Below are 24888 nucleotides of genomic sequence, written 5' to 3' on the forward strand. Positions count from 1 at the left end.
CATGGTTTTCGCCGGGTCTCGTCCCGATTCGGGCAACCATGGCGCCCGTCCGTGAGCGCCTCGGGCGATGACGGGAGGTGGGCGCACTGGCCGAATTGACTGTTAACGCATGAGAACAACGACCGTTTCTTTCCGATCCGGTCGCGGCGCGCCGCCGCCGTTTGATTCGGCAACACCCGACATCGCTCGGCGGTTACCTGCCCGTAGCCGGGTCGGACTATCCGCTTTTTCGAAGGAGTAGTCCGATGTATTTCTTTGTAACACAACGGAAATCACCGCGCAACGCAGCCATGCTTGCCGCCGACACCGTGACGGCCGGTTAAGGGAGGTGTTGGCAATGGATTTCGGAGCACTACCACCGGAAGTCAACTCCGCCCGCATGTACGCCGGGCCGGGCTCGGCGCCGATGATGGCCGCCGCGACGGCCTGGGCCGCGCTCGGTGCGGAGCTCGGTTCGACGGCGGCGTCATACGACTCGGTCATCACGGGGCTGACGAGCGAGGAGTGGATGGGGCCGGCCTCCGCGTCGATGGGCGCCGCCGCGGCGCCCTATGTGCAGTGGATGACCAGCACCGGGGCGCTCGCCCAGCAGGCGTCCGCCCAGGCGGCGGCCGCTGCGGCGGCCTACGAGGCGGCGTTCGCCATGACGGTGCCCCCGGCGGAGGTGGCGGCCAACCGTGCCCTGCTCGCGGCGCTGGTTGCGACCAATTTCCTGGGTCAGAACACGCCGGCGATCGCCGCCACCGAGGCGCTGTACGGCGAAATGTGGGCCCAGGACGCGGCGGCGATGTACGGCTATGCCGGGAGTTCGGCGGCGGCCTCGACGCTGACGCCGTTCGATCAACCGGCGGAGACTACCAATCCGGCCGGGCCGGCCGCGCAGGCCTCGGCGGTCACGCAGGCCACGGGCACGGCGGCGGGCACCGGCAGCCAGACGATGGACCAGCTGTTGTCCGCGATCCCGACTGCGCTGCAAGGGTTCTCGTCACCGCTGTCGACTGTCGCGAACCCCGCGGCGGCCATCCCGGGGCAGGGGCTGCTCGACGCGATCCTGAATTTCCTGGACGGCGCGGACGGCAACGCGATCGGCACGTTCTTGAACTCGTCGTTCGTCAACGGATTCGTCTCCGCAGGCTACGTCAGTCCCGCCATCATCGAACCGGCTGTCACGGCCGGGATGTCGGATATCAATGCGGTGGCGGTCTCCTCGACGCCCGGGGCCACCGCGCTGCCACCGATGGGCGCCGGCGCCGGGAACCCGGGGTGGTTGCCGCTGTTGACGCCCGGGGCCGCCCCGGGAGGCATAGCGGGCGACCTGAGCGCAGCGATTTCGGGCGGCACCAACCAGGCGGCGTTGGTCGGGCGATTGTCCGTGCCGCAGGCCTGGACGGCCGCCGCGCAGGTGGAGAACCACGCGGGGGCGACCTTCGCCGGCGGTGGCTGGACCAACGCGGTCGGTCCGGGCGCCGGTGCCGTGGGAGCGGGGCCGGGACCGATACCGGGTATGCCGGGCATGCCCGCCGCGACGGCCGCGGGAGGGTACGGCCACGGCCCGCGTTACGGCTTCCGCGTGACCGTGATGCCGCGCCCCCCGGCCGCGGGATGACGGCCGAATCGTTGCGAACGTGTGGCAGCTGGTTTGACTGATCCGCTGCCCGGGTGCCACCATGGCCTCTGCAAGCACCTCGCTAGGTGAGGCGTCTGCACGGATACAGGCCACTGACCTCGAACGTCGAAAGACGCCCAGGGTCAGGACAGCTCCTCCCGGCTTAAGGGTTGAGCCCAAGTGGCTTCCGGCTCAGATCGGATACGCCGTGTGGTGCCAAAGCTCTGACGAGAGGGGTGCGGCCTCCGGGAGTTTCAGCCCGGGACCTTCACCCCGTGTGCGAGTCGAAGGAATCCCCGTGTGCCCAGGCCGTGAGGAGGTGAGAGCGAAATGAGTCTCGGCGATAGTCCATATTCCAGATCGACCATTTCGATTCGATCCGGCCCCGGCCCCTTTCTGACCGTCTGAACGGCTCACCCCGCCAGACCTCGTACCGACGCGTCCGCCTAGCGGATCGCGCCCGTGGATTGCGCTGAAAACCAGTCATCATTGCCGGCCGGCCCGGGTCACCCTCTATCCGTGAGGAGTAGTCCCATGTCGCTTGTCTTCGCACGCCCGGCCGCGCTCGCTGATGCGGCCCACGAATTCGTCACAGCCACAACATATTTCAGCAGGCACGCCACTCCAGTCGCGGCGCGCTAGGGGAGGGGGCCGACGATGACCGCTGCACTCGACTTCGCAATCCTCCCACCGGAGGTGAACTCCGGCCGGATGTACTCCGGGCCGGGCTCGGGCCCGATGCTGGCCGCCGCCTCGGCCTGGCATGGGCTCGCCGCCGAATTGCATTCCACCGCAATGTCTTACGGCGCGGTACTGACGGCTCTGACCGGTGAGGAATGGCACGGCCCGGCCTCGCTGGCGATGGCGGCCGCCGCCGCGCCATACGCGGCCTGGTTGGGCACGACGGCCGAGCAGGCCGAGCAGACCGCGGTACAGGCCGAGGGCGCCGCGGCGGCGTACGAGGCCGCGTTCGCCGAGACGGTGCCCCCGGCCGTGATCGCGGCCAACCGTGCCCAGCTGATGGCGCTGATCGCCACCAACATCCTGGGTCAGAACACGCCGGCGATCGCGGCCACCGAGGCCCAGTACGCCGAAATGTGGGCCCAGGACGCCGCCGCGATGTACGGCTACGCCGCCTCGTCCGCCGTCGCGACCCAGTTGAGCCAGTTCAGCGAGCCGCAGCGGACCACCAGCCCCAGTGGGCCGAGCGCCCAGTCGGCGGCGGTGGCCCAGGCCGTCGCCACCCCGGCCGGCGCTCAGCAGGGCACCATGTCGCAGCTGATGGCCGCGCTGCCCTCCGCGCTGCAGGGGCTGGCGTCGCCCGCGTCGTCGCAGACTCCTGCGTCGGAGGTCATGGGGCTCCTGACCGGGTCGGGGTCGGGATCCGCCACGCTGGACAACCTTTGGGCCCAGTGGGGACCCAACGCCAACATCTGGAACACCGCCTTCTCATCCGGGTTCTACATGCCCAGCAACACGCTGGCCCCGTTCCTGAGCCTGCTGGGCCAGGGGGCCGCCGGCGACGCGGCCGACGCGGCCGGCCAGGCGATCGACGGCGCGATCGGTGAGGCGGTCGCGGGCCCCGCCGTCGGGGGCGCCGTCTCGACCGGGCTCGGGCACGCGCCGACGATCGGCGCGCTGTCGGTGCCGCCGAGTTGGACCGCGCCCGCGCCGTTGGCCGGGCCGCTCGCGTCGTCGCTCGGTGGAACGCCGATGGTTGCGCCCCCGGCGATGGCGGCCGGCATGCCCGGGGTGCCGATCGGAGCCACGGGCGCACAACCCTACGGGCGCGCAGTGCCGCAGTATGGCTTCCGTCCCACCTTCGTCGCTCGCCCCCCGGCGGCCGGCTAGGACCGGTCGCAGGGCGCCGCCTCACAGGTCGCGCCCGCGCGGATTGAGCTTTCCGCAACCTCGCGATCACACCGCCGGGCAGCGCTGCGGCGCGGTGGCCACGGCGAATCGACCCCCGCCGCTCACAGCAAACTTCCAGCAGCAAATCAGCGTTCGGCCAGCAACGAATGCGTACGCTAGGTGAAATTTAGGGGAGCACCAGATGACGACAAACCATCGATTCGGCGACGTTGACCTGCCGTGACCGGGCGAAAGCGAGGGCAAACGGGCCCGGAGAGGTCGGCACAACACTTGCCGGCGGCGACGGTGCCGTCGGCTCGAGCCGGTTTAGATGCGTCGCATAAGAATTGCGGTCGACGTGCGGGCCCGTGGGCAAAATGCGCGCCACGCATGCGCCGACATTTCACACTCTGACATGACAAATATGTTAATTGCTTAACGTTGTTCAATAGCGACGACGCGTTTCATTAATTGCAGAGGTTGACTATCGCCGAGTCGCCGGAACGCCGCGGCCCGGCGATAAGGTCTGTTTACGCATGGACAAATTAGGCGGCATTTCTGGATGGTTGCTGAAAATTGCCTACTAGTAGACTGGACAATGGTTTCCGCACAGACATGTGGTAGCTGATGAGCAGCATCCTCACAGGCGCAAGCCCGCTGTGACACCTGTCGTTTACCTTACTATTACACGCCAGGAACGCACGATGAATACGTTGCAATCACGATGATCGCTACATAAGGCAGCGGCGCCTGATCGATCGGGCGGGCCGCCGCCTCTGACCCTTTTTCACTAGGAGCGTGGAACCCTGTTGCCGTCATACACGTCAAATCAACGCGTGAATTCAACAGCGGATTCCATGGATTCCATTAGAGCTGCCGCACGGTTGCGGACGCGGCCGAAAGCCGCGCCTACCATGGCGGCCACTTAGGGGAGCGGGAGGAAATAGATGTTGGATTTCGGGGCGCTACCACCGGAGATCAACTCCGGGCGGATGTATGTCGGCGCGGGGTCGGGGCCGATGCTGGCAGCCGCGGCAGCCTGGGACGAGTTGGCGATGGAGCTGCAGTCGACGGCCGCCTCGTACGGTGCCACGATCGAGAGCCTCGCGACCGGGCCGTGGACCGGGCCCTCCTCGATCGCGATGGCAGCGGCGGCGGCGCCGTATGTGGCCTGGATGAGCGCCACCGGCGCGCAGGCCGAGGAGGCGGCCAGCCAGGCAAAAATCGCCGCGGGCGCCTACGAAACGGCCTTTGCGGCCACGGTGCCGCCGCCGGTGATCGCCACCAACCGGGCCCTGCTGATGACGCTGATCGCCACCAATTTCCTGGGCCAGAACACCCCGGCCATCGCGGCCACCGAAGCCCAATACGCCGAGATGTGGGCCCAGGACGCCGCCGCCATGTACGCCTACGCCGCCTCGTCGGCGACCGCGTCGCAGCTCACCGCGTTCACTGAGCCGCCGCAGACTACGAACGCCGCGGCCGCGCCGGCGCAGGCGGCAGCGGTCTCCCAGGCCGGAGGGGCGAGCGGCCTGAATATCGGCACGCAGCTGTCCCAGCTGATCAACTCCCTCCCGACCGCGCTGCAAAGCCTCGGTAGCGGCCTGCTGAATTCGCCGACGACGGGGTCGACCAACCTGTTGTCCGGGCTCGCCCTGCCGCAGTTGGTCAACCTGCCGCCGACGTCGTCCTGGCCGGCGGGTCTGGGAACCGACCTGGCGAACTGGAACACCATCATGTCGACCCTCACCGGGCCCTACTCCCTGCAGGGATGGACGGCGATACCCGGCGGCCCGTTCCTGTCGTTCGGGCAGGCCTACGCCTGGGGCCAGAACGGGCAGGGGGCCGCCGCCTATCTGGCCGGTCCGAAGGCCATCTCCGGGGCGTTGGCGCCGCTGACGCAGGGTGCCAGCGCCGTCAAGCCGATGTTGAGTTCGGCCGTCGGCGCGCAGGGCGCCATGGGCAAGGCGGCCCTGGTCAGCGGCCTGTCGGTGCCGCAGGGCTGGACCGAGGCCGCCCCCGCGATCAAAACGCTCGCCCAGGTGCTGCCGGCCAACGCGGCGGCCGCGCCGATCGCCTCGCTCGCCGGCGAGGAAGGCGTCTTCAGCCAGATGGCCCTGTCCAGCCTGGCCGGACGCGCGGTCGGGGCCGCGGCCTTCCAGTCCGCCGGCGCCGGCGGCGCGACCGCGGCCTCGCTCGGTGGCGTCGTCGCTGCCGATCCCGCGGCGGCCACCATCATCGTCATCCCGGCCATCGAGGAGTGACCATGTTTTACGCAGCATTTCCGCCCGAGTTCAACTCGGGAAGGATCTACGCGGGCCCCGGATCGGGCTCGCTGCGCCAGGCCGCCGCCGCCTGGGAGGGGCTGGCCAGCGAACTGCAGTCCACCGTTTCCTCCTATACGTCGGTGATCGACAGCCTGACCAGCGGCGCGTGGGTGGGCCCGTCCTCGGTGAGCATGGCCGCCGCGGTGACTCCTTATCTGGCCTGGATGCAGGGCACCGCCGCGCAGGCCGCCGAGGCCGCCACCCAGGCCACCGCGGCGGCAACGGCCTATGAGACGGCGTTTTCCGCGCACGTGCCGCCGGCGGAGATCGCGGCCAACCGCAGCCAACTGGCGCAGCTCGTGGCGACCAACGTCTTCGGGCAGAACACCCCGGCGATCGCGGCGACCGAGATCCAGTACGCCGAAATGTGGGCCCAGGACGCGCTGGCCATGGACACCTACGCCGGCTCGTCGGCGGCCGCGGCCGACGTCACCCCGTTCACCGAGGCGCCGCAGATCACCAACGCGGGCGGGTTGGCCGGCCAGGCGGCGGCGCTGACCCAGGCCGCCGGCACCTCAGCCGGCAGCGCGCAGTCGATCGTCTCGTCCCTGTCGTCGTCGCTGACGACGGCGGGCGGGCCGTTGTCGGCACTGCTGCAAACCGGCGCCAACCTGAGCACCTCCTACACGACCACCGTCAACGGCCTGCTGAACGGCCTGTTCGGGCCCAGCGGGGCCAGCACCTTTATGGCCCTGTACAACGCGGTGAAGGTCCCACTGGGCTTCACCACCCAGTTCAACGACATCGGGCTGCTGACGAACTTTCCCGTGTCGCAGTTCCTCAAGTTCGCGCCGCCACCGGCCTACGCGGCGCTCCCGAAAGACGCCCTGGGCGCCGGGCTCGGCGCGCCGAATTGGGGGCGCGGCTGGCTGACGAGTTCGGTCTCGGCGGGCATGGGCAACGCCGGCACTCTCGTCGGCCACCTGTCCGTCCCGCCGAGCTGGGCCACCTCCACCCCGGCCATCCGCACGGTGGCCGCCGCGCTGTCGGCCGCCGGGCCGGACGCGGTCCCGGCCGCCGCGCTCGGGGAGGGTGGGTTGCTCAGCGCCATGTCGGTGGCCGGGATGCTGGGCAGCGCCTTCGGCGCCGGGGCCCCCAGCGCGCTCAGCGGCGCCGGCGTGCGCGGCCGCATCAAACCCATCAAGGACCTCAAGGACGCCCACTCGCCGGAAAACCTCAAGCGGCTGGTGGCCCAAATATCCGAACAGCCCGAAAGCGTGCAGCACCACAACGTCGACCAGGAAGGCCTCGACGCCCTGCTCGAGCAGCTGGCGAAGAAGCCCGGCATCCACGCGGTGCACCTCAGGAAGGGCGACAGGCCACAGGTCGTCCCGTCCGACGCGCAATCGGGTTAGGGCGCAACAGAATTGGAAGGAGACGAATGAAGAGACTACTAACGCTCGCGGGCGCCGTGACCATGACGGTCGGCCTGGCCGTGCCCGCGCACGCCGATCCGCCCCCGCCCCCGCAGGGTGACGATGCCGGCTTCCTGGCCGCGCTGCACCAGGTCGGCATCAGCTACTCGAGCCCGGACGCCGCCGTCGCGTCGGCCAAAGCCGTGTGCACGTGCCTCAACAACGGCGAGTCGGGCCTCGAGCTGGTGCACGACGTGAAGACCCACAACCCCGGCATGGACATGGAGAACGCATCCAACTTCGCCATGATCTCCGCGAAATTCTATTGCCCGCACCAACTTTCCAAGGCCTAGCACCGGATGACCCGCCGGTTGCGGCACAGTGACGACCAGGCGACCCGATCCGGTGCGGTCCACCTGCCGTTTACCTGAGCGTGCTTAGCTGCCGCCGTCCGACGGGGGAGGGAGGTGCGCTGTCATGACGACGTTGAGCGTCGCCGAATTCGCCCTCCGGCTCGGCGTCGGGGTGGGCTGTGGCGCCCTGATCGGGATGGAGCGGCAGTGGCGGGCCCGCATGGCCGGGTTGCGCACCAACGCGCTGGTGGCCGGCGGCGCGACGCTGTTCGTGCTCTACTCCGTCGTCACCGAGGACAGCAGCCCCACCCGGGCCGCGTCCTACGTGGTGTCCGGGATCGGATTCCTCGGCGGGGGCGTGATCCTGCGCGACGGCTTCAATGTGCGCGGCCTCAACACCGCCGCGACCCTGTGGTGCTCGGCCGCGGTGGGCGTGCTGGCCGCCTCGGGCCACCTGGTCTTCACCGCGATCGCGACCGGCGCCGTGGTCGCCATCCACCTATTCGGGCGCCCGCTCGGGCGGCTGATCGACCGCGAAGACGCCGCCGAGGAAGACGAAGGCCTGCAGCCCTACCTGGTGCAGGTGGTCTGTCGCCCGAAGTCCGAAAAGTACGCCCGCGCCCACATCGTCCAGCACGCCGGCGGCAACGACATCACGCTGCGCGGCATCCACACCGGGCACGCCGCCGACGACGAACTCACCCTGACCGCGCACCTGCTGATGGACGGCCCCACACCGGCCAAGCTCGAGCGGTTGGTGGCGGAGCTCTCGCTGCAGCCGGGGGTTCGCGCGGTGCAGTGGTACGCGGGGGAAAAGGCACAGGCGGACTGACCGACTCGGTGCGCTCAGGGGCGCGCCTGCAGCTCCGGCGCGGCTGCGGCCAGCAGCTCGGCGCGGCTGCCGCTCAGCGGGGGGTAGATCCGCCTCGCATTGATGGTCTGCTTGGTGGCCTTGGCCTCGGGCCCGGTCGAAACCACCCTCCGATCCCACCCCTCGGTGTAGACGGCTCCCGCCGGGCCAAGATCGAGAACCGTGACGTACCAAGGGATTCGAAGTGCCAGCATCGGCTCGTCGAACAGGTCGCTGATGACGTTGTAGCCGGCGTGGCGGCCCATCGGACGCCCATGTTGACACGACATCACCGACAGGTGGTCGTCGTCCATGCGCGCTGCCGCCACGTCGCCGGCGGCGAAAACACCGGGCACACCGACCACCCGCAGGTAGTCGTCGACCTGCACCCGGCCCAGTCGGTCGAGCGGCACGGCGAGTTGCTCGGTCAGCGAGCTCGCCCGCATGCCGGCGCACCACACCACGGTGGCCGCCTCGAGCTGTTCCCCCGAGGACAGCGTCACGCCCCGCTCGGTCACCTCGGCGACGCCGGTGCCCGTTCTGATCTCGACCCCATTGTCGGACAGGGCCCGTTCGATCACCGGACGCGCCGAGGACCCCATGTCGGAGCCCACCAGAGGGTTGCGGTCGACCAGGACCACCCGAGGAGGGATTCCTCGCCGAGAAAACAAGGCGCGCAGCCGAATTGGCAGCTCGCTGGCCGCCTCGATGCCGGTCAGTCCGGCACCGACCACGACGACGGTGGCCGCCGCGGGCGTCGGCGAGTCGCCGGCGAGTTCGCGCAGGTGGCGCTGCAGCGAGACGGCGCCGTCGTAGGTGTCGACGTCGAACCCGAACTCCCGCAGCCCCGGGATGGCGGGCTTGACCACGTGGCTGCCCGACGCCAGCACCAGCCGGTCGTACCCGTACGTGGCGCCGCTCGACGTGGTGATCGTGCGGGCGCCCGTGTCGATGCCGGTCACCTCGGCGGCGACGTGGGCGACGCCGACGGGGTCGAGCAGGTCGGCGAGCGGGATTCGGCAGGGCGTCAGGTCGGCTTCGTAGTTGCGCACCCGGATGTCGTGGAAGGGTTTGCCGCTCACCACGGTGATGTCGACGCCGCCCGGGGGGATGGCGAGCTCGTCGCACCGCCGGGCCGCGCCGAGTGCCGCCCATAACCCGGCGAACCCCGAGCCGATTACCACCACTTCGGTCAAGTGCTCAACACCTCTTTGGTACGTGCCGTTACCAGAGTCGGCCGATGGTCGTAATCTATCGGTGTGAATGCTGTCACCGGGTTCTGGTTCGCGCTGCCCCCGCAGGTACGCGACCCGGTGCTGTTCGCCATCCCGTTCTTCCTGTTGCTGTTGACCATCGAATGGACCGCGGCCCGCAAGCTGCAGCGCAGCGAGGCCGAGTCAGGCACCGCGCGGCCGCCGTCCGGCGCGTACCTGACCCGCGACTCCTGGACGAGCATCTCGATGGGCCTGGTCTCGATCGCCACCAGCGCCGGCTGGAAGGCGCTCGCGCTGCTGGGTTACACCGCGATCTATGCCTACCTGGCGCCCTGGCACCTCTCGCCGGCCAAGTGGTCCACCTGGGTCGTCGCGCTCGTCGGCGTCGACCTGCTGTATTACGGCTACCACCGGATCGCGCACCGGGTCCGGCTCATCTGGGCGACGCACCAGGCCCACCACTCCAGCCAGTACTACAACCTCGCCACGGCGGTGCGCCAGAAGTGGAACAACAGCGGCGAGGTCTTGATGTGGGCACCGTTGCCGCTGTTGGGGCTTCCCCCCTGGATGGTGTACTTCAGCTGGTCGCTGAACCTGATTTACCAGTTCTGGATCCACACCGAGCGCATCGACAAGCTGCCGCGGCCATTCGAATTCGTCTTCAACACCCCGTCGCACCACCGGGTGCACCACGGGATGGACCAGCTTTATCTGGACAAGAACTACGGCGGCATCCTCATAATTTGGGACCGGATGCTCGGCACCTTCCAGCCCGAACTGTTCCGGCCCCATTACGGCCTGACCAAGCAGGTCGACACGTTCAACATCTGGAAGCTGCAGACCCGCGAATACGTCGCCATCGCCCGCGACTGGCGATCGGCAAAGCGCCTGCGCGACCGGCTGGGGTACGTATTCGGGCCGCCGGGCTGGCAACCGCGGGGGGCGGACCGGACCGAGGGCGCCGTCCCGCTGGTCACGCCGGGGTAACGCCGGCGCCCTCAAGTGCGAAAAGATCAACGAGGGGTGAGATCAAGCCGTAACGTCACCCTTCGGGTCGGCATTTCACGGAGGGATCGGAGCTCATCATGCGCCGCCTGGCACTGCACGCATTCGCCGTCTCGGCTTCCGTCGTGGCACTCGCATCCTGGCTCCCGCCCCTGCCGGCCAAAGCGGACCCCCCGGTGGTGTTTCCGGGCATGGAGATCCACCAGGACAATCGCGTCTGCACGCTGGGCTACGTCGACCCGGGCCTGAAGATCGCGTTCACGGCGGGCCACTGCCGGGGCAGCGGCGTCGTCTATGACCGCGAACACAACGTCATCGGCCGTCAGGCCACGTTCCGCGACAACACGCCCAGCGGCACCACGGTGGCCACCGACCAGGTGATCAACGACTACGAGGCGATCGTGCTGGACAGCGGCGTCGCCGCCAACAACGTCCTCCCGGGCGGGCGCGCCTTGGAATCCGACCCGGCCCTGGCGCTGCAGCCGGGCCAAGCGGTCTGCCATTTCGGCGTCGTCACCGGTGAGACCTGCGGGACGGTGGAAAGCGTCAACAACGGCTGGTTCACCATGTCGCACGGTGTCCAGAGCCAGCGGGGCGATTCCGGGGGACCGGTGTACCTGGCGCCCAACGGCGGCCCGGGGGAGATCGTCGGAATCTTCAACAGCGTCTGGGGCGATCTGCCCGCGGCGGTGTCGTGGCGGGCCACCTCGGACCAGGTCCGCCAGGACCTCGGGGCGACGCCCAACCCCCGCTGACGCCGCCTACCCGGCCGGCTGCAGCACGAACACCGGAATCGAGGGCGCCCCGGCGAGCAGCTGCTCATCGGTGGAATCCGGCGTCAACCCGCCCACGTAGTCCTTGACCTGCCAGTACCAGCGGGCCAAGTAGCGCCTCAGCAGCTCGGGCTTGGCCGCGTCGCCCACCTCGGTGACGTGAGCGCGTCGCCGCCGCCAGCGCGGGCCCACCTCGACGACGCCCGCCGCCCTCACGTTGCGGGCCCACTGCGTGTTGCCGCGCGGGGAGACCAGGTAGTCCACGCCGTCGACCGTGAGCAGGTTGATCACCACCGCACGCGCTTTTCCGCTCTTGCGGCCGCGGACGCGCAGCGCCCGGGTGCCGGCGATGCTGATGCCCAGCTCGGCGAGCCAGCGGATCACCGCGTTGGCGGCGCGGGCGACGCGCCCCGGTTCTTCGTAGCGCGTGGCCATGATGGGTCCTCTCCGACGTGGTTCGAGAGCAGTGCTCTCTGTGCCGGACACGCTGCCACAGCCGCCGCCAAAAAGCAAGAGCGGTGTTCTCGGTTGTGTCAAACTGGCCGCGTGGGCAAACGCCAGGAATCGCGGGAGCAGATCGAGGCGCGAATCGTCGAACTCGGCCGGCGCCAGCTGGCGGAAGGCGGCGCCGCCGGGCTGTCGGTGCGCGCGATAGCCCGCGACCTGGGCATGGTGTCCTCGGCCGTGTACCGGTATGTGTCCAGCCGCGACGAGCTGCTGACGCTGCTGCTGGTCGACGCCTATTCCGACCTGGCCGACACCGTGGACCGGGCCCGCGAGACCGCGGGTGAGGCGTGGAGCGACGACGTCATCGCCATCGCGCGGGCGGCGCGGGCGTGGGCGGTGGCCGACCCCGCCCGCTGGGCCCTGCTGTACGGGAGCCCGGTCCCCGGCTATCACGCGCCCGCCGACCGGACGGTTCCGGCCGGCACCCGCGTGGTGGGCGCGTTCTTCGACGCCGTGGCCGCCGGCATTGCGACCGGCGATATCCGTTTGACGAATGATCTTGCGCCGCAACCGATGTCGTCCGACTTCGAGCGCGTTCGCCACGAGTTCGGGTTTCCGGGCGACGACCTGGTGACCGCCAAGTGCTTCCTGTTGTGGGCGGGCGTGCTGGGCGCCATCAGCCTCGAGGTGTTCGGGCAGTACGGCGCCGACACGCTGACCGACCCGGCGGCCGTGTTCGACACCCAGCTGCGGCTGCTGGTGGACGTGCTGACCCAGCACTGACCCGGCACTGACCGGTGCGAATTAGAACGTGTTCATCGCGCTTTTGCATGGCCGACGCGGCGGCTCGCGGCAAAGCCTTCCCTGCCCCTTATGGGCGCCTGGCCGGCTGGGCTATCCTGCGAGACGATGACCCTTCCCACTCAATCGCCGACGCAGATCGCCTGGGTCACCCCGGACCTGGATGCCACCGAAACCGCCCTCACCGGCCTGTTAGGCGTTCGCAAGTGGGTGCGGATACCCGAGGTGCACTTTGCCCCGGACACGTGCAGCTACCTGGGCCGGCCCGCCGATTTCGTCGCCAGCATCTCGCTGAGCTACCTCGGAGACATGCAGTTGGAGCTGATCTCACCGGTCCGCGGGGAGAACATCTATAGTGACTTTCTGCGCGACTCGGGGCCCGGTCTGCACCACATCTGTATCGAGGCGCCGAGCCCCGAGGGATTCGACGCGGCGCTTGCGGAGGCCGCCGCCCAGGGGGCGCCGGTGGTGCAGCAGGGCGTGATGCCCGGCGGCATCCAGTTCGCCTACGTGTCGGCGCGCCAAGCCGGGGTGCCATATCTGGAGATCGCCTACATCGCACCGGAGATGAGGGCGTTCTACGACTACATCAAGCAGGAGCAGCAGCGATGAGCCGCGCCGGCGACGACGCAATGCGAAGCGGTGAAGAGGAGTGGCGCCAATGAGCAAGGAGATCCCGGCCACGGTCAACGCGGACACCGTGTCCTCCTGGTCGGACGAGGTCGACGTGGTGGTGATCGGCTTCGGCATCGGCGGCGGGTGCGCGGCGGTCAGCGCGGCGGCCGCGGGCGCGCGGGTGCTGGTGCTCGAGCGCGCGGCCGCGGCGGGCGGCACCACTTCCCTTGCGGGAGGCCACTTTTACCTCGGCGGCGGCACCGCCGTGCAGGAGGCGACCGGCCACCCCGACTCACCCGAGGAGATGTACAAGTACCTCGTCGCGGTGTCACGGCAGCCGGACCACGCCAAGATTCGTGCCTACTGCGAGGGCAGCGTCGAACACTTCAACTGGTTGGAGGACTTGGGTTTTCAGTTCGAACGCAGCTACTTCCCCGGCAAGGCCGTGATCCAGCCCAACACCGAGGGGTTGATGTTCACCGGCAACGAGAAGGTGTGGCCCTTCCTGGAGCAGGCGGTGCCGGCGCCGCGCGGTCACAAGGTGCCCGTGCCCGGCGACACCGGCGGCGCCAGCATGGTGATCGACCTGCTCCTCAAGCGGGCCGCGAGCCTCGGCGTGCAGGTGCGGTACGAGACCGGCGCCAGTCAGCTGATCGTGGACGACGCCGGCGCGGTGACCGGCGTGCTGTGGAAGCAATTCACCGAAACCGGTGCGATCAAGGCAAAGTCGGTGATCATTGCTGCCGGCGGTTTCGTGATGAACCCGGAGATGGTGGCCGAGTACACACCGAAGCTGGGCGAGAAGCCGTTCGTGCTCGGCAACACCTACGACGACGGCCTGGGCGTCCGGATGGGCGTGTCCGCGGGGGGCGCCACCCAGCACATGGATCAGATCTTCATCACGGCGCCGCCCTACCCGCCGTCGATCCTGCTCACCGGGATCATCGTGAACAAGCTCGGGCAGCGGTTCGTCGCCGAGGACTCGTATCACTCCCGCACCGCCGGGTTCATCATGGATCAGCCGGACAGCGCGGCGTTCCTGATCGTCGACGAGGTGCACCTGGAGCACCCCAAGATGCCGCTGGTGCCGCTGATCGACGGCTGGGAGACCGTGCCCGAGATGGAAGCCGCGCTGGGCATTCCGCAGGGCAACCTGGTCGCCACGCTGGATCGTTACAACACCCACGCCGCCCGTGGCGAGGATCCCGATTTCCACAAGCAGCCGGAATTCCTTGCGGCGCAAGACAAAGGGCCGTGGGGCGCGTTCGACATGTCGCTGGGCAAGGCGATGTACGCCGGGTTCACCGTCGGCGGGCTGGCCGTGTCCGTGGACGGGCAGGTGCTACGCGACGACGACAGCGTGGTGCCCGGCCTCTACGCGGTGGGGGCGTGCGCGTCCAACATCGCCCAGGACGGCAAGGGATATGCCAGCGGGACGCAGTTGGGGGAGGGCTCGTTCTTCGGGCGCCGCGCCGGAGCGCACGCGGCGGCGTCGAGCCGGTAATTTCGCAGGGAAGGTGCGAGTAAACCCCTGCCGATTTACAGCCTCGCCGCGTCTCGGCCGAAACTCGCCGGCCTAAACCCCGGCCGGTTCCTTCTCCACCGGGCCCAGTCGCCATTCGCCGCCGCCCAACAGGTGCAGCTGCTGGGCGTGGTGCTGCTCGACGGTGGGCCGGTGGCTGACGCTGACCAGGACGGTGTCCGGCAGTTCGGTGCGCACCAGCTGGTACAGCGCGAACTCCAGCCCCTCGTCGAGCGCCGAGGTGGCCTCGTCGAGGAACACGGCCTTCGGCTTGGTCAGCAGGATGCGGGCGAAGGCCACGCGCTGCTGCTCGCCGGGGGACAGCACCTTGGCCCAGTCCTGCTCCTCGTCGAGCCGGTTCGCCAGCGGCGCCAACGCCACCTTCGTCAGCACGTCGTGCAGCTCGCCGTCGGAGACGTCGCCCGGCTCGTTCGGGTAGCACACGACCGTGCGCAGGCTGCCCAGCGGCACATACGGCAACTGCGAGAGGAACATCGTCGCGTTGTCGCCCTCGGGACGGCACAGGGTCCCCGATGCGTACGGCCACAGCTCGGCCAGGCTGCGCAGCAGGGTGGTCTTGCCGGCGCCCGAGCGCCCGGTGATCACCAGCGAGTCGCCGTCGTCGAGCGCCACATCGAGCGGGTCGATCAGCTGGTCACCGGCCGGCGTGCGCACCTCGACACCGCGCAACTCGACCGTCGCCTCGTCGCTCGGCTTGACCAGGATCGTCGGCAGCGCGCGGCCCCGGCTGTTGGCGTCGACGAGCCCGTGCAACCGGATGATCGCCGCGCGAAAGGCGGCGAACGCGTCGTAGTTGTTGCGGAAGAACGACAACGAATCCTGAATGTTGCCGAATGCCGTCGCGCTCTGGCCGACGTCGCCGAAGTCGATCCGGCCGGCGAACAGCCGCGGCGCCTGGATCACCCACGGCAGCGGGACGATGATCTGCGACATCGACCAGTTCCACCCGTTGAAGATGATGGTCCGGCGCACGAACTTGCGGTAGTTGGCGATGATCGGGGTGAAGCGCCGCCACAGCTGCGCGCGCTCGACCCGTTCACCGCGATAGAAGCCCACCGCCTCGGCCGCGTCGCGCAACCGCACCAGCGCGTAACGGAATGCGGCGTTGAGTTTCTCGTTGTTGAAGCTCAGCCAGATCAGGGGATGCCCCAGCCAGACCGCGACCACGGTCGCGACCAGCACGTAGACCAGAACCGTGACGAACATCGCGCGCGGCAACTCGAAGCCGAAAAGCTCCAGGTTGCCGGAGAGCTGCCACAGGATCGCGGCAAAGGAGATCACCGACGCCACCGCGTTGACGGCCCCGAACAGCAGGGTGCTGCCCGTGCCGTTGGACGGGATGTTCGGGGTGCCGCCGGCGTTGGCGGTGAAGATGTCGATGTCCTGCTGGATGCGCTGGTCCGGGTTGTCGATGGTGTTGTCGATGAACAGATCCCGGTAGTAGGCCTTGCCCTCCAGCCAGTCGTCGGTGAGGTGGGCGGTCAGCCAGACGCGCCAGGCGATGATGAATCGCTGGGTCAGATAGATGTCGATCATGAACCGGATGACATACAGCGTCGCCAGCACGGAAAAGATCCCGATCGACATCCAAAAGCCATGGATCCCAGACTCTTTGACGTTGGCGTCGTCCGCCGCGATGCCCTGCACGGCCTTCTGCACCGCCGTGTACAGGTCGTTGCCCTGGTAGCTCAGCAACACGGTGAGCCGCACCGCGAGCAGCACCGACAGCAACAGCACGCCGAGCATCGCCCACACCTTGACGCTGGCCCGGCCGACGAAGTATCCGCGGGTGATCCGCCAGAACTGCCGGCCCCACGGCGTCAGATACCGGAACGCCACGAGCACGGCGAGCAGACAGACCGCGCCGATCACCCAGGCTATGGCGACCCACCGCAGGGAATCGATCGGTGCCGCCGACCAGTTGATCGACGGCGTGAACGGCTTCGGGCCCATGGTCGATGTCTCCTTAAGGTCGAGGCCTGACACGAAATCCTTCGGCGAAGGTACCCGAGGGTTTGTCGATAGGCTGCCTGGATGAGCATCGACGCTCCGTCCAGCCAGACCGTCCATGCCGGCCGACACGTCGCACGCCGGCTCAAAGCCAGCGGCATCGACACCGTGTTCACCCTATCGGGCGGCCACCTGTTCTCCATCTACGACGGGTGCCGTGACGAGGGAATCCGGCTGATCGACACCCGCCACGAACAAACCGCGACGTTCGCCGCCGAGGGCTGGTCGAAGGTGACGAGGCTGCCCGGGGTGGCCGCGTTGACCGCCGGGCCCGGCGTCACCAACGGGATGAGCGCGATGGCGGCGGCGCAGCAGAACCAGTCACCCCTCGTGGTGCTCGGCGGGCGGGCGCCCGCGGGACGCTGGGGCATGGGCTCGCTGCAGGAGATCGACCATGTGCCATTCGTGGCGCCACTGGCCCGATTCGCCGCCACCGCGCAGTCGGCCGACGACGCCGGCCGGTTGGTCGACGAGGCGTTGCGGGCGGCGGTCGGCGCCCCGTCCGGTGTCGGGTTCGTCGATTTCCCGATGGATCACGTCTTTTCGATGTCGGAGGACGACGGCCGGCCCGGCGCCCTGGGGACGGTGCCGCCCGGCCCGGCGCCGGACGCCCAGGCCCTCGACCGTGCCGTCGGACTGCTGGCGGCGGCGCGCCGGCCGGTGATCATGGCGGGCACCAACGTCTGGTGGGGACACGGCGAGGCCGCGCTGCTGCGCCTCGCGGAGGAACGTCAGATTCCGGTGCTGATGAACGGGATGGCCCGCGGCGTGGTGCCCGCCGACCACCCGATGGCCTTCTCGCGGGTGCGCGGCAAGGCCCTGGGCGAGGCCGACGTGGCGCTGATCGTCGGCGTGCCAATGGATTTCCGGTTGGGCTTCGGCAAGGTGTTCGGGCCGGACACCCAGCTGATCGTGGCCGACCGCGGCCAACCCGTCCGCGAACATCCCCGTCCCATCGCCGCCGGCCTGTACGGCGATCTCACCTCGATCCTCTCGGCCCTCGCCGCGACACCTGGCACCGCACACCAGGATTGGGTCGCCGACCTGCGCACGGCCGAGACCGCGGCCCGCGCCCAGGAGAAGGCCGAGCTGGCCGATGACCGGACCCCGCTGCATCCGATGCGGGTCTACGCGGAGCTGGCGCCGCTGCTGGACCGCGACGCCATCGTCGTCATCGACGCCGGCGACTTCGGGTCCTATGCCGGCCGGGTGATCGACAGCTACCTGCCGGGCTGCTGGCTGGACAGCGGGCCGTTCGGCTGCCTCGGGTCGGGCCCCGGCTACGCGTTGGCCGCCAAGCTGGCCCGACCGGACCGCCAGGTGGTGCTGCTGCAGGGCGACGGCGCCTTCGGCTTCAGCGGGATGGAGTGGGACACCCTGGTGCGGCACGGCGTGCCGGTCGTGTCGGTGATCGGCAACAACGGGATCTGGGGGCTGGAGAAGCACCCGATGGAGGCGCTGTACGGCTACTCGGTGGTGGCCGAGTTGCGTCCGGGCACCCGCTACGACGAGGTCGCGCGCGCCCTCGGCGCCCACGGCGAGCTGGTGGCCGCGCCCACCGAATTGCGGCCCGCGCTGGAGCGCGCCTTCGCCAGCGGCCTGCCCGCCGTCGTCAACGTGCTGACCGACCCGGCCGTCGCCTACCCGCGGCGGTCGAACCTCGCCTGATTCCTTCGGGGCGCGAGCGTGCGCAGTTGCACGCGTACGCCCGGCGTGTTCCGGTCAAACACGCACGCTCGCGAGGATTGGGGCTCGCGTACCGTTGACCTGTGCCAAAGACCACCCGGACCCAACCCGGCCGCCTGAGTAGCCGCTTCTGGCGGCTGCTCGGCGCCAGCACCGAGAAGAACCGCAGCCGCTCCCTCGCGGACGTCGACGCCTCGTCGGAATTCGACAAGGAGGCCGCCGATCTCAGCGACGAGAAGCTGCGCAAGGCGACCGGGCTGCTCAAGCTCGAGGACCTCGCCGAGTCCGCCGACATCCCGCAGTTCCTCGCGATCGCCCGGGAGGCCGCGGAACGGACGACCGGGCTGCGGCCCTTCGATGTCCAGCTGCTGGGTGCGTTGCGCATGCTCGCCGGCGACGTGATCGAGATGGCCACGGGCGAGGGCAAAACCCTGTCTGGCGCGATCGCGGCGGCCGGGTACGCGCTGGCCGGGCGGCACGTGCACGTGGTGACCATCAACGATTACCTGGCGCGCCGCGACGCCGAGTGGATGGGCCCGCTGCTGGAGGCTTTGGGGCTGACGGTCGGCTGGATCACCGCGGAGTCGTCGAGCGAGGAGCGCCGCGCCGCCTACGGCTGCGACGTTACCTATGCCTCGGTCAACGAGATCGGCTTCGACGTGCTGCGCGACCAGCTGGCGACCGACGTCGACGACCTGGTGTCGCCCAACCCCGACGTGGCCCTGATCGACGAGGCCGACTCGGTGCTGGTCGACGAGGCGCTGGTGCCGCTGGTGCTGGCCGGCACCACCCACCGCGAGACGCCGCGCGTGGAGATCATCAAGCTGGTCGGCAAGCTCGACGCCGCGACCGATTACGAGACCGACGCCGACAGCCGCAACGTCCACCTGACCGACGCCGGCGCCCGCAAGGTCGAAAAGGCGCTCGGCGGCATCGACCTGTACTCCGAGGAACACGTCGGCACCACGCTCACCGAGGTCAACGTGGCGCTGCACGCGCACGTGCTGCTGCAGCGCGACGTGCACTACATCGTGCGCGACGACGCGGTGCACCTGATCAACTCCGCCCGCGGCCGCATCGCGCAACTGCAGCGCTGGCCCGACGGCCTGCAGGCCGCCGTCGAGGCGAAGGAGGGCATCGAGACCACCGAGACGGGCGAGGTGCTCGACACGATCACGGTGCAGGCGCTCATCAACCGCTACGCCACGGTCTGCGGCATGACCGGCACCGCGCTGGCCGCCGGTGAGCAGCTGCGCCAGTTCTACAAGCTCGGTGTGTCGCCAATCCCGCCGAACGAGCCCAACATTCGCGAGGACGAGTCCGACCGGGTCTACATCACCGCGGCCGCGAAGAACGACGCGATCGTCGCGCACATCGCCGAGGTGCACGAGACCGGGCAGCCGGTGCTGGTCGGCACCCGCGACGTGGCCGAGTCCGAGGAACTGCACGAGCGGCTGCTGCGCCGCGGCGTACCCGCGGTGGTGCTCAACGCGAAGAACGACGCCGAGGAGGCGAAGGTGATCGCCGAGGCCGGCGAGTACGGCACGGTCACCGTGTCGACCCAGATGGCCGGGCGCGGCACCGACATCCGCCTCGGCGGCTCCGACGAGGCGGACCATGACCGCGTCGCCGAACTGGGCGGGCTGCACGTGGTCGGCACGGGCCGCCACCACACGGAGCGGCTGGACAACCAGCTGCGCGGCCGCGCCGGACGGCAGGGCGACCCCGGGTCGTCGGTGTTCTTCTCCAGCTGGGAGGACGACGTCGTCGCGGCCAACCTCGACCACAACAAGCTCCCGATGCAGACCGACGAGGACGGCCGGATCGTCAGCCCCAAGGCGGCCGGGATGCTCGACCACGCGCAGCGGGTCGCCGAGGGCCGGATGCTCGACGTGCACGCCAACACCTGGCGCTACAACCAGCTGATCGCCCAGCAGCGCGCCATAATCGTCGATCGGCGAAACACGTTGCTGCGCACCGCAACCGCGCGCGAGGAACTCGCCGAGCTGGCGCCGGACCGCTACGAGGAACTGGCTCAGGCAATGTCCAAGGACGATCCCGAGTCACGCCTGGAGAAGATCTGCCGGCTCATCATGCTGTATCACCTCGACCGGGGCTGGGCCGACCATCTGGCTTACCTCGCCGACATCCGCGAAAGCATTCACCTGCGCGCGCTGGGCCGGCAGAATCCGCTGGACGAGTTCCACCGGATGGCGGTCGACGCGTTCGCGTCCCTGGCCGCCGACGCCATCGAGGCGGCGCAGCAGACGTTCGAAACCGCGAACGTGCTCGAGGAGGAGCCGGGGCTGGACCTGTCCAAGCTGGCGCGGCCGACGTCGACGTGGACCTACATGGTCAACGACAACCCGCTGTCGGACGACACGCTGTCGACCCTGAGCCTGCCCGGGGTGTTCCGCTAGTCTTCGCCGGCCCGCCGAGCATGCGGCCAGCCGCACACTGGTGCTCGAGCGTGCGGCCAGCCGCACGTTCGGCGGTCGACTAATGTCACGGCTCATGGAGCCCGTGCTTCCGCCCGATCGGGTGTTGACGGTGCCCAACGCGCTGAGCGCCGTCCGACTGTTGCTCATCCCGGTGTTCATCTACGTGCTGCTGTACGCCCACGCCAACGGCTGGGCTGTCGCGATCCTGATGTTCAGCGGGGCCTCCGACTGGGCCGACGGGAAGATCGCCCGCACGCTCAACCAGTCCTCGCGACTCGGCGTCCTGCTGGACCCGGCGGTGGACCGGCTCTACATGGTGACCGTCCCGATCGTGCTGGCGATCGACGGGATCGTGCCGTGGTGGTTCGTCATCACGCTGCTGGTGCGCGACGGGCTGCTGGCTTCGACGCTGCCGGTGCTTCGCAGCCGGGGGCTCTCGGCGCTGCCGGTGACCTATGTCGGCAAGGGCGCCACCTTCGCTTTGATGGCGGGGTTCCCGTTGGTCCTGCTGGGCACCGGCGGGGCGGAGTGGAGCCGCGTGGTGAGGGCCGTCGGCTGGGGCTTTTTGGGCTGGGGCCTGTACACCTACCTGTGGGCGTTCGTGCTGTACGCGGTGCAGATGACGTTGGTGGTGCGCCGGATGCCCAAGCTGAAACAGCCTGTGGGTGGTCATGACTGACGCGGACCGCCTGCTCGGCGGCTACGACCCGAACGCGGGCCGCAGCGCCCACGCCGCCGCGCGGCCGCAGCTGATCCCGGTGCCCTCGCTGCTGCGCGCCCTGCTCTCGGAGCACCTGGATCCCGGCTACGCCGCCGCCGCGGCCAAGCGTGACGGCTCGGAACCCAGCCGGCGCGGACGCGCTTTCGGCTGGCTCTGGCAGGCCCTGGCCGCGCTGCTGATCGCCACGGTGTTCGCCGCCGCCGTCGCGCAGGCGCGCTCGGTGGCGCCCGGCGTACGCACCGCGCAGCAGCTGCTGCTGGAAAGCGTGCGTTCGTCGGAAGCCGCCGCGGCCAAGCTGGGCCAGGAGCGCAGCGCGCTGTCGACCCGGGTCGACGACGTGCAGCGCCACGCGCTCGCCGAAAACGCCCAGGGGCAGCGGCTGCTGGCCAGCCTCGACGCCCTCGGGCTCGCCGCGGCCAGCAAGGCCGTCATCGGTCCCGGCCTGGCGGTGACCGTGACCGATCCCGGTGCCGGCCCGAACCTTTCGGACGTGTCCAAGCAGCGCATCAACGGCAGCAGACAGATCATCCTGGACCGCGACCTGCAGCTGGTCGTCAACTCGTTGTGGGCCAGCGGCGCGGAAGCCATCTCCGTCGGCGGGGTCCGGATCGGACCGAACGTCACCATCCGGCAGGCCGGCGGGGCGATCCTCGTCGACAACAACCCCACCAGCAGCCCTTACAAGATCCTGGCGGTCGGGCCACCGCATTCGATGCGGGACGTCTTCGACGGCAGCCCCGGTCTGCAGCGGCTTAGGCTGCTGGAGGCCTCCTACGGCGTCGTCGTCACCGTGGACCTCGCCGACGGCCTGTCGCTGCCCGCCGGACCGCTCCGGGATGTCAAGTTCGCCAAACAGATTGGGCCCTAGTGAGAGAGCTCTTCGGAAGACAGAGGGGACGCCGCGCATGATCGGCATCGCGGCGCTCGCGGTCGGCATCGTGCTGGGGCTGGTCTTCCACCCCGCCGTCCCGGAGGTCGTACAGCCCTATTTGCCGATCGCGGTGGTGGCCGCGCTGGACGCGGTGTTCGGCGGGCTGCGCGCCTACCTCGAACGCATCTTTGACCCCAAGGTCTTCGTGATTTCGTTCGTGTTCAACGTCTTTGTGGCCGCGCTCATCGTCTACGTCGGCGACCAACTGGGCGTCGGCACCCAGCTGTCGACGGCGATCATCGTCGTGCTCGGCATCCGCATCTTCGGCAACGCGGCCGCGCTGCGCCGCCGGCTGTTCGGGGCGTGACGGGATGAGGTCGTCGTGAGCCAAGAGCCGCCCGATCGCGAGCCGGCCGAGCCCGCCGCGAGCGAGGCCGCGCACCGCGGCCGCCACGAGCTGCCGGCGCACCGCCCCCGTCCCGAGATCGGGCCGGTGCACCGCACCGGGTTGTCCGCGCTGCTGCGGGCCGGCCGGTCGCGGCTGGCCTTCGGCGCGCTGGCGGTCGTGCTGTGCCTCGTCCTGGGGATCGCCATCGTCACCCAGGTCCGCCAGACCAAGTCGGGCGACTCGCTGGACACCGCCCGCCCCGCTGACCTCCTGGTGCTGCTGGACTCGCTGCGGCAGCGCGAGGCCACGCTGAATACCGAAGTCGGCGAACTGCAGAACACGCTGAACGCGTTGCAGGCCTCCGGCAACAGCGATCAGGCCGCCATCCAGAGCGCCCAGGCCCGGCTCGCCGCGCTGTCCATCCTGGTCGGCGCCGTCGGCGCCACCGGCCCCGGCGTCACCATCACCATCGACGACCCGGGGCCCGGGGTCTCACCCGACGCGATGCTCGACGTGATCAACGAGTTGCGCGCCGCCGGCGCGGAAGCGATCGAGATCAACGACGCGCATCAGTCCGTCCGGGTGGGCGTCGACACCTGGATAGTGGGTACGCCTGGCTCGTTGACCGTCGACAGCAAGAACCTGTCGTCCCCGTATTCGATTCTGGCGATTGGCGATCCGCCCACGCTGGCCGCGGCGATGAACATCCCCGGCGGTGCCGAGGACAGCATCAAGCGCGTCGGCGCGCGGATGTCGGTGCAGCAGGCCGACCGCGTCGACGTGACCACCTTGCGACAACCAAAACCGCACCAATACGCTCAGCCCGTCAAGTGAACGTGCCTCGTTGGCAGCGACCAGAACAGGATCACCCGTGAGCGATATCCCGTCCGATCTGCACTACACCGCCGAACATGAGTGGGTTCGACGCAGCGGCGAGGACACCGTGCGGGTCGGTATCACCGACTTCGCGCAGTCGGCGCTCGGCGATGTCGTGTTCGTCCAGCTGCCGGACGTGGGCAGCCAGGTGACCGCGGGCGAGTCCTTCGGCGAGGTCGAGTCGACGAAGTCGGTGTCGGACCTGTTCGCGCCGGTTTCGGGCACGGTCTTGGCGGTCAACGGCGATCTGGACGGCAGCCCGCAGCTGGTCAACTCCGACCCGTACGGGTCGGGCTGGCTGGTGGATGTCCAGGTCTCGGACGCCGCCGATCTCGAGTCCGCGATCTCGGCGCTGCTCGACCCCGAGGCGTACCGCGGGACGCTGACCGAATGACGGTTGCTAATGTGCCTGCCAGCCCCGCTCGGTGATGCGGGCGGCGCATCCGGTTCACGTCGGTCGGGTTTCCGATCGTCCGGTGGGGGGCACATTGCGGACCGGTGCGCGGTACGGTCAACAGATCGACACTTGATAGACACGAGACGGTCAAGTAATCAGCAGTGCGGGGCTAGAAAAACTCAGCAAGCCTCGAGAAACCTAGAGGGGAGCCGGGCGAGCGGCCCGGTTCGGACAACGCCACAGCGGCCAGTGAGGAGCAGCGCGTGACGGACATGGACTCGGACATGGGGAAAGACCAGACCTCTGAGGAAGTCACGGTGGAGACGACTTCGGTCTTTCGCGCCGACTTCCTCAACGAACTCGACGCACCCGCCCAGGCGGGGACCGAGAGCGCGGTATCGGGGGTCGAGGGACTCCCGGCCGGCTCGGCGTTGCTGGTCGTCAAACGCGGACCGAACGCCGGGTCGCGGTTCCTGCTGGATCAGGCCATCACGTCGGCCGGTCGGCATCCCGACAGCGACATCTTCCTCGACGACGTCACCGTCAGCCGTCGCCACGCCGAATTCAGGTTGGAAAACAACGAATTTCACGTCGTCGATGTCGGTAGCCTGAATGGCACGTACGTCAACCGCGAGCCCGTCGATTCGGCGGTGCTGGCCAACGGCGACGAAGTGCAGATCGGCAAATTCCGGTTGGTGTTCCTGACCGGACCCAAGCAGGGCGACGACGGTGATTCCGGAGGGTAGTAAAGGAGGGTA

Annotated in this window: 22 protein-coding genes and 1 riboswitch; of the genes, 19 read left to right on the top strand and 3 right to left on the bottom strand. The window is 69.2% G+C overall.

Features of this window, described 5'->3' with window-relative positions:
* Window positions 1-337: 337 nt before the first annotated feature.
* From AC5Y7V_RS12610 to AC5Y7V_RS12635, 6 genes are all read left to right on the top strand, one after another.
* Window positions 338-1606 carry a PPE family protein, SVP subgroup gene (locus AC5Y7V_RS12610; RefSeq protein WP_499880370.1) on the top strand — a complete coding sequence of 423 codons (1269 nt, stop codon included), beginning with the start codon at window positions 338-340 and terminating at the stop codon, window positions 1604-1606.
* A 71-nt stretch (window positions 1607-1677) separates the two neighbouring features.
* Window positions 1678-1849: riboswitch (M-box (ykoK) riboswitch) on the top strand.
* A gap of 414 nt (window positions 1850-2263) precedes the next feature.
* Window positions 2264-3457: a PPE family protein gene (locus AC5Y7V_RS12615; RefSeq protein WP_499880371.1), complete on the top strand. Its 1194-nt coding sequence runs from the start codon at window positions 2264-2266 to the stop codon at window positions 3455-3457.
* A 947-nt stretch (window positions 3458-4404) separates the two neighbouring features.
* Window positions 4405-5721, top strand: a complete 1317-nt coding sequence (locus AC5Y7V_RS12620; RefSeq protein WP_499880372.1) for a PPE family protein — start codon at window positions 4405-4407, stop codon at window positions 5719-5721.
* 2 nt (window positions 5722-5723) lie between these two features.
* On the top strand, window positions 5724-7139 hold the full coding sequence (locus AC5Y7V_RS12625) for a PPE family protein (RefSeq protein WP_499880373.1): 1416 nt from the start codon (window positions 5724-5726) through the stop codon (window positions 7137-7139).
* Between the two features lie 26 nt (window positions 7140-7165).
* Entirely contained in the window at window positions 7166-7492 is a 327-nt protein-coding gene (locus AC5Y7V_RS12630; protein WP_499880374.1) for a DUF732 domain-containing protein, read from the top strand.
* 124 nt (window positions 7493-7616) lie between these two features.
* Window positions 7617-8324, top strand: a complete 708-nt coding sequence (locus AC5Y7V_RS12635; RefSeq protein ID WP_499880375.1) for an MgtC/SapB family protein — start codon at window positions 7617-7619, stop codon at window positions 8322-8324.
* 14 nt (window positions 8325-8338) lie between these two features.
* Here AC5Y7V_RS12635 and AC5Y7V_RS12640 read toward each other — a convergent pair whose 3' ends face one another.
* Complete coding sequence (locus tag AC5Y7V_RS12640; RefSeq protein ID WP_499880376.1) at window positions 8339-9538, bottom strand: NAD(P)/FAD-dependent oxidoreductase; 1200 nt, start codon at window positions 9536-9538, stop codon at window positions 8339-8341.
* 63 nt (window positions 9539-9601) lie between these two features.
* Between AC5Y7V_RS12640 and AC5Y7V_RS12645 the strand changes: the two genes are divergently transcribed.
* Both AC5Y7V_RS12645 and AC5Y7V_RS12650 read left to right on the top strand, forming a co-directional pair.
* The gene (locus tag AC5Y7V_RS12645) at window positions 9602-10543 is read left to right on the top strand and encodes a sterol desaturase family protein (RefSeq protein ID WP_499880377.1); all 942 of its coding nucleotides are present in this window, start codon (window positions 9602-9604) and stop codon (window positions 10541-10543) included.
* 98 nt (window positions 10544-10641) lie between these two features.
* Window positions 10642-11316, top strand: coding sequence for an Rv1815 family serine proteinase (locus AC5Y7V_RS12650; RefSeq protein ID WP_499880378.1), 675 nt, complete (start codon window positions 10642-10644; stop codon window positions 11314-11316).
* A gap of 6 nt (window positions 11317-11322) precedes the next feature.
* Here AC5Y7V_RS12650 and AC5Y7V_RS12655 read toward each other — a convergent pair whose 3' ends face one another.
* Window positions 11323-11769: a nitroreductase/quinone reductase family protein gene (locus tag AC5Y7V_RS12655; protein WP_499880379.1), complete on the bottom strand. Its 447-nt coding sequence runs from the start codon at window positions 11767-11769 to the stop codon at window positions 11323-11325.
* Between the two features lie 111 nt (window positions 11770-11880).
* Between AC5Y7V_RS12655 and AC5Y7V_RS12660 the strand changes: the two genes are divergently transcribed.
* The 3 genes from AC5Y7V_RS12660 (at window position 11881) to AC5Y7V_RS12670 (ending at window position 14701) form a co-directional block, all read left to right on the top strand.
* The gene (locus AC5Y7V_RS12660; RefSeq protein ID WP_499880380.1) at window positions 11881-12564 is read left to right on the top strand and encodes a TetR/AcrR family transcriptional regulator; all 684 of its coding nucleotides are present in this window, start codon (window positions 11881-11883) and stop codon (window positions 12562-12564) included.
* A 126-nt stretch (window positions 12565-12690) separates the two neighbouring features.
* Window positions 12691-13194 (top strand): VOC family protein, encoded by a 504-nt coding sequence (locus AC5Y7V_RS12665; RefSeq protein ID WP_499880381.1) that lies wholly within the window; start codon window positions 12691-12693, stop codon window positions 13192-13194.
* 49 nt (window positions 13195-13243) lie between these two features.
* The gene (locus tag AC5Y7V_RS12670; protein WP_499880382.1) at window positions 13244-14701 is read left to right on the top strand and encodes an FAD-binding protein; all 1458 of its coding nucleotides are present in this window, start codon (window positions 13244-13246) and stop codon (window positions 14699-14701) included.
* A gap of 72 nt (window positions 14702-14773) precedes the next feature.
* On the opposite strand, the gene bacA is transcribed toward AC5Y7V_RS12670, so the two are convergent.
* On the bottom strand, window positions 14774-16693 hold the full coding sequence (gene bacA, locus AC5Y7V_RS12675) for a vitamin B12 ABC transporter pemease/ATP-binding protein BacA (protein WP_499880383.1): 1920 nt from the start codon (window positions 16691-16693) through the stop codon (window positions 14774-14776).
* An 81-nt stretch (window positions 16694-16774) separates the two neighbouring features.
* On the opposite strand from bacA, the gene AC5Y7V_RS12680 reads away from it, so the two are divergent.
* From AC5Y7V_RS12680 to garA, 8 genes are all read left to right on the top strand, one after another.
* A complete protein-coding gene (locus AC5Y7V_RS12680; protein WP_499880384.1) occupies window positions 16775-18418 on the top strand; it encodes an acetolactate synthase in 1644 nt (547 codons plus the stop codon).
* A gap of 101 nt (window positions 18419-18519) precedes the next feature.
* A complete protein-coding gene (gene secA2 / locus AC5Y7V_RS12685) occupies window positions 18520-20856 on the top strand; it encodes an accessory Sec system translocase SecA2 (protein WP_499880385.1) in 2337 nt (778 codons plus the stop codon).
* A gap of 94 nt (window positions 20857-20950) precedes the next feature.
* Entirely contained in the window at window positions 20951-21556 is a 606-nt protein-coding gene (locus tag AC5Y7V_RS12690) for a CDP-alcohol phosphatidyltransferase family protein (protein WP_499880386.1), read from the top strand.
* Window positions 21549-22466: a DUF881 domain-containing protein gene (locus tag AC5Y7V_RS12695; RefSeq protein WP_499880387.1), complete on the top strand. Its 918-nt coding sequence runs from the start codon at window positions 21549-21551 to the stop codon at window positions 22464-22466. Before AC5Y7V_RS12690 ends, AC5Y7V_RS12695 begins: the two co-directional genes overlap by 8 nt.
* Window positions 22467-22503: 37 nt before the next feature.
* Window positions 22504-22836, top strand: coding sequence for a small basic family protein (locus tag AC5Y7V_RS12700; protein ID WP_066933079.1), 333 nt, complete (start codon window positions 22504-22506; stop codon window positions 22834-22836).
* Between the two features lie 15 nt (window positions 22837-22851).
* Window positions 22852-23691: a DUF881 domain-containing protein gene (locus AC5Y7V_RS12705; RefSeq protein WP_499880388.1), complete on the top strand. Its 840-nt coding sequence runs from the start codon at window positions 22852-22854 to the stop codon at window positions 23689-23691.
* A 37-nt stretch (window positions 23692-23728) separates the two neighbouring features.
* On the top strand, window positions 23729-24127 hold the full coding sequence (gene gcvH / locus AC5Y7V_RS12710) for a glycine cleavage system protein GcvH (RefSeq protein ID WP_499880389.1): 399 nt from the start codon (window positions 23729-23731) through the stop codon (window positions 24125-24127).
* Window positions 24128-24393: 266 nt separating this feature from the next.
* Window positions 24394-24876 carry a glycogen accumulation regulator GarA gene (gene garA, locus AC5Y7V_RS12715; protein ID WP_499880390.1) on the top strand — a complete coding sequence of 161 codons (483 nt, stop codon included), beginning with the start codon at window positions 24394-24396 and terminating at the stop codon, window positions 24874-24876.
* Window positions 24877-24888: the final 12 nt, after the last annotated feature.

The sequence above is a fragment of the Mycobacterium sp. NGS34 genome (assembly GCF_059812845.1).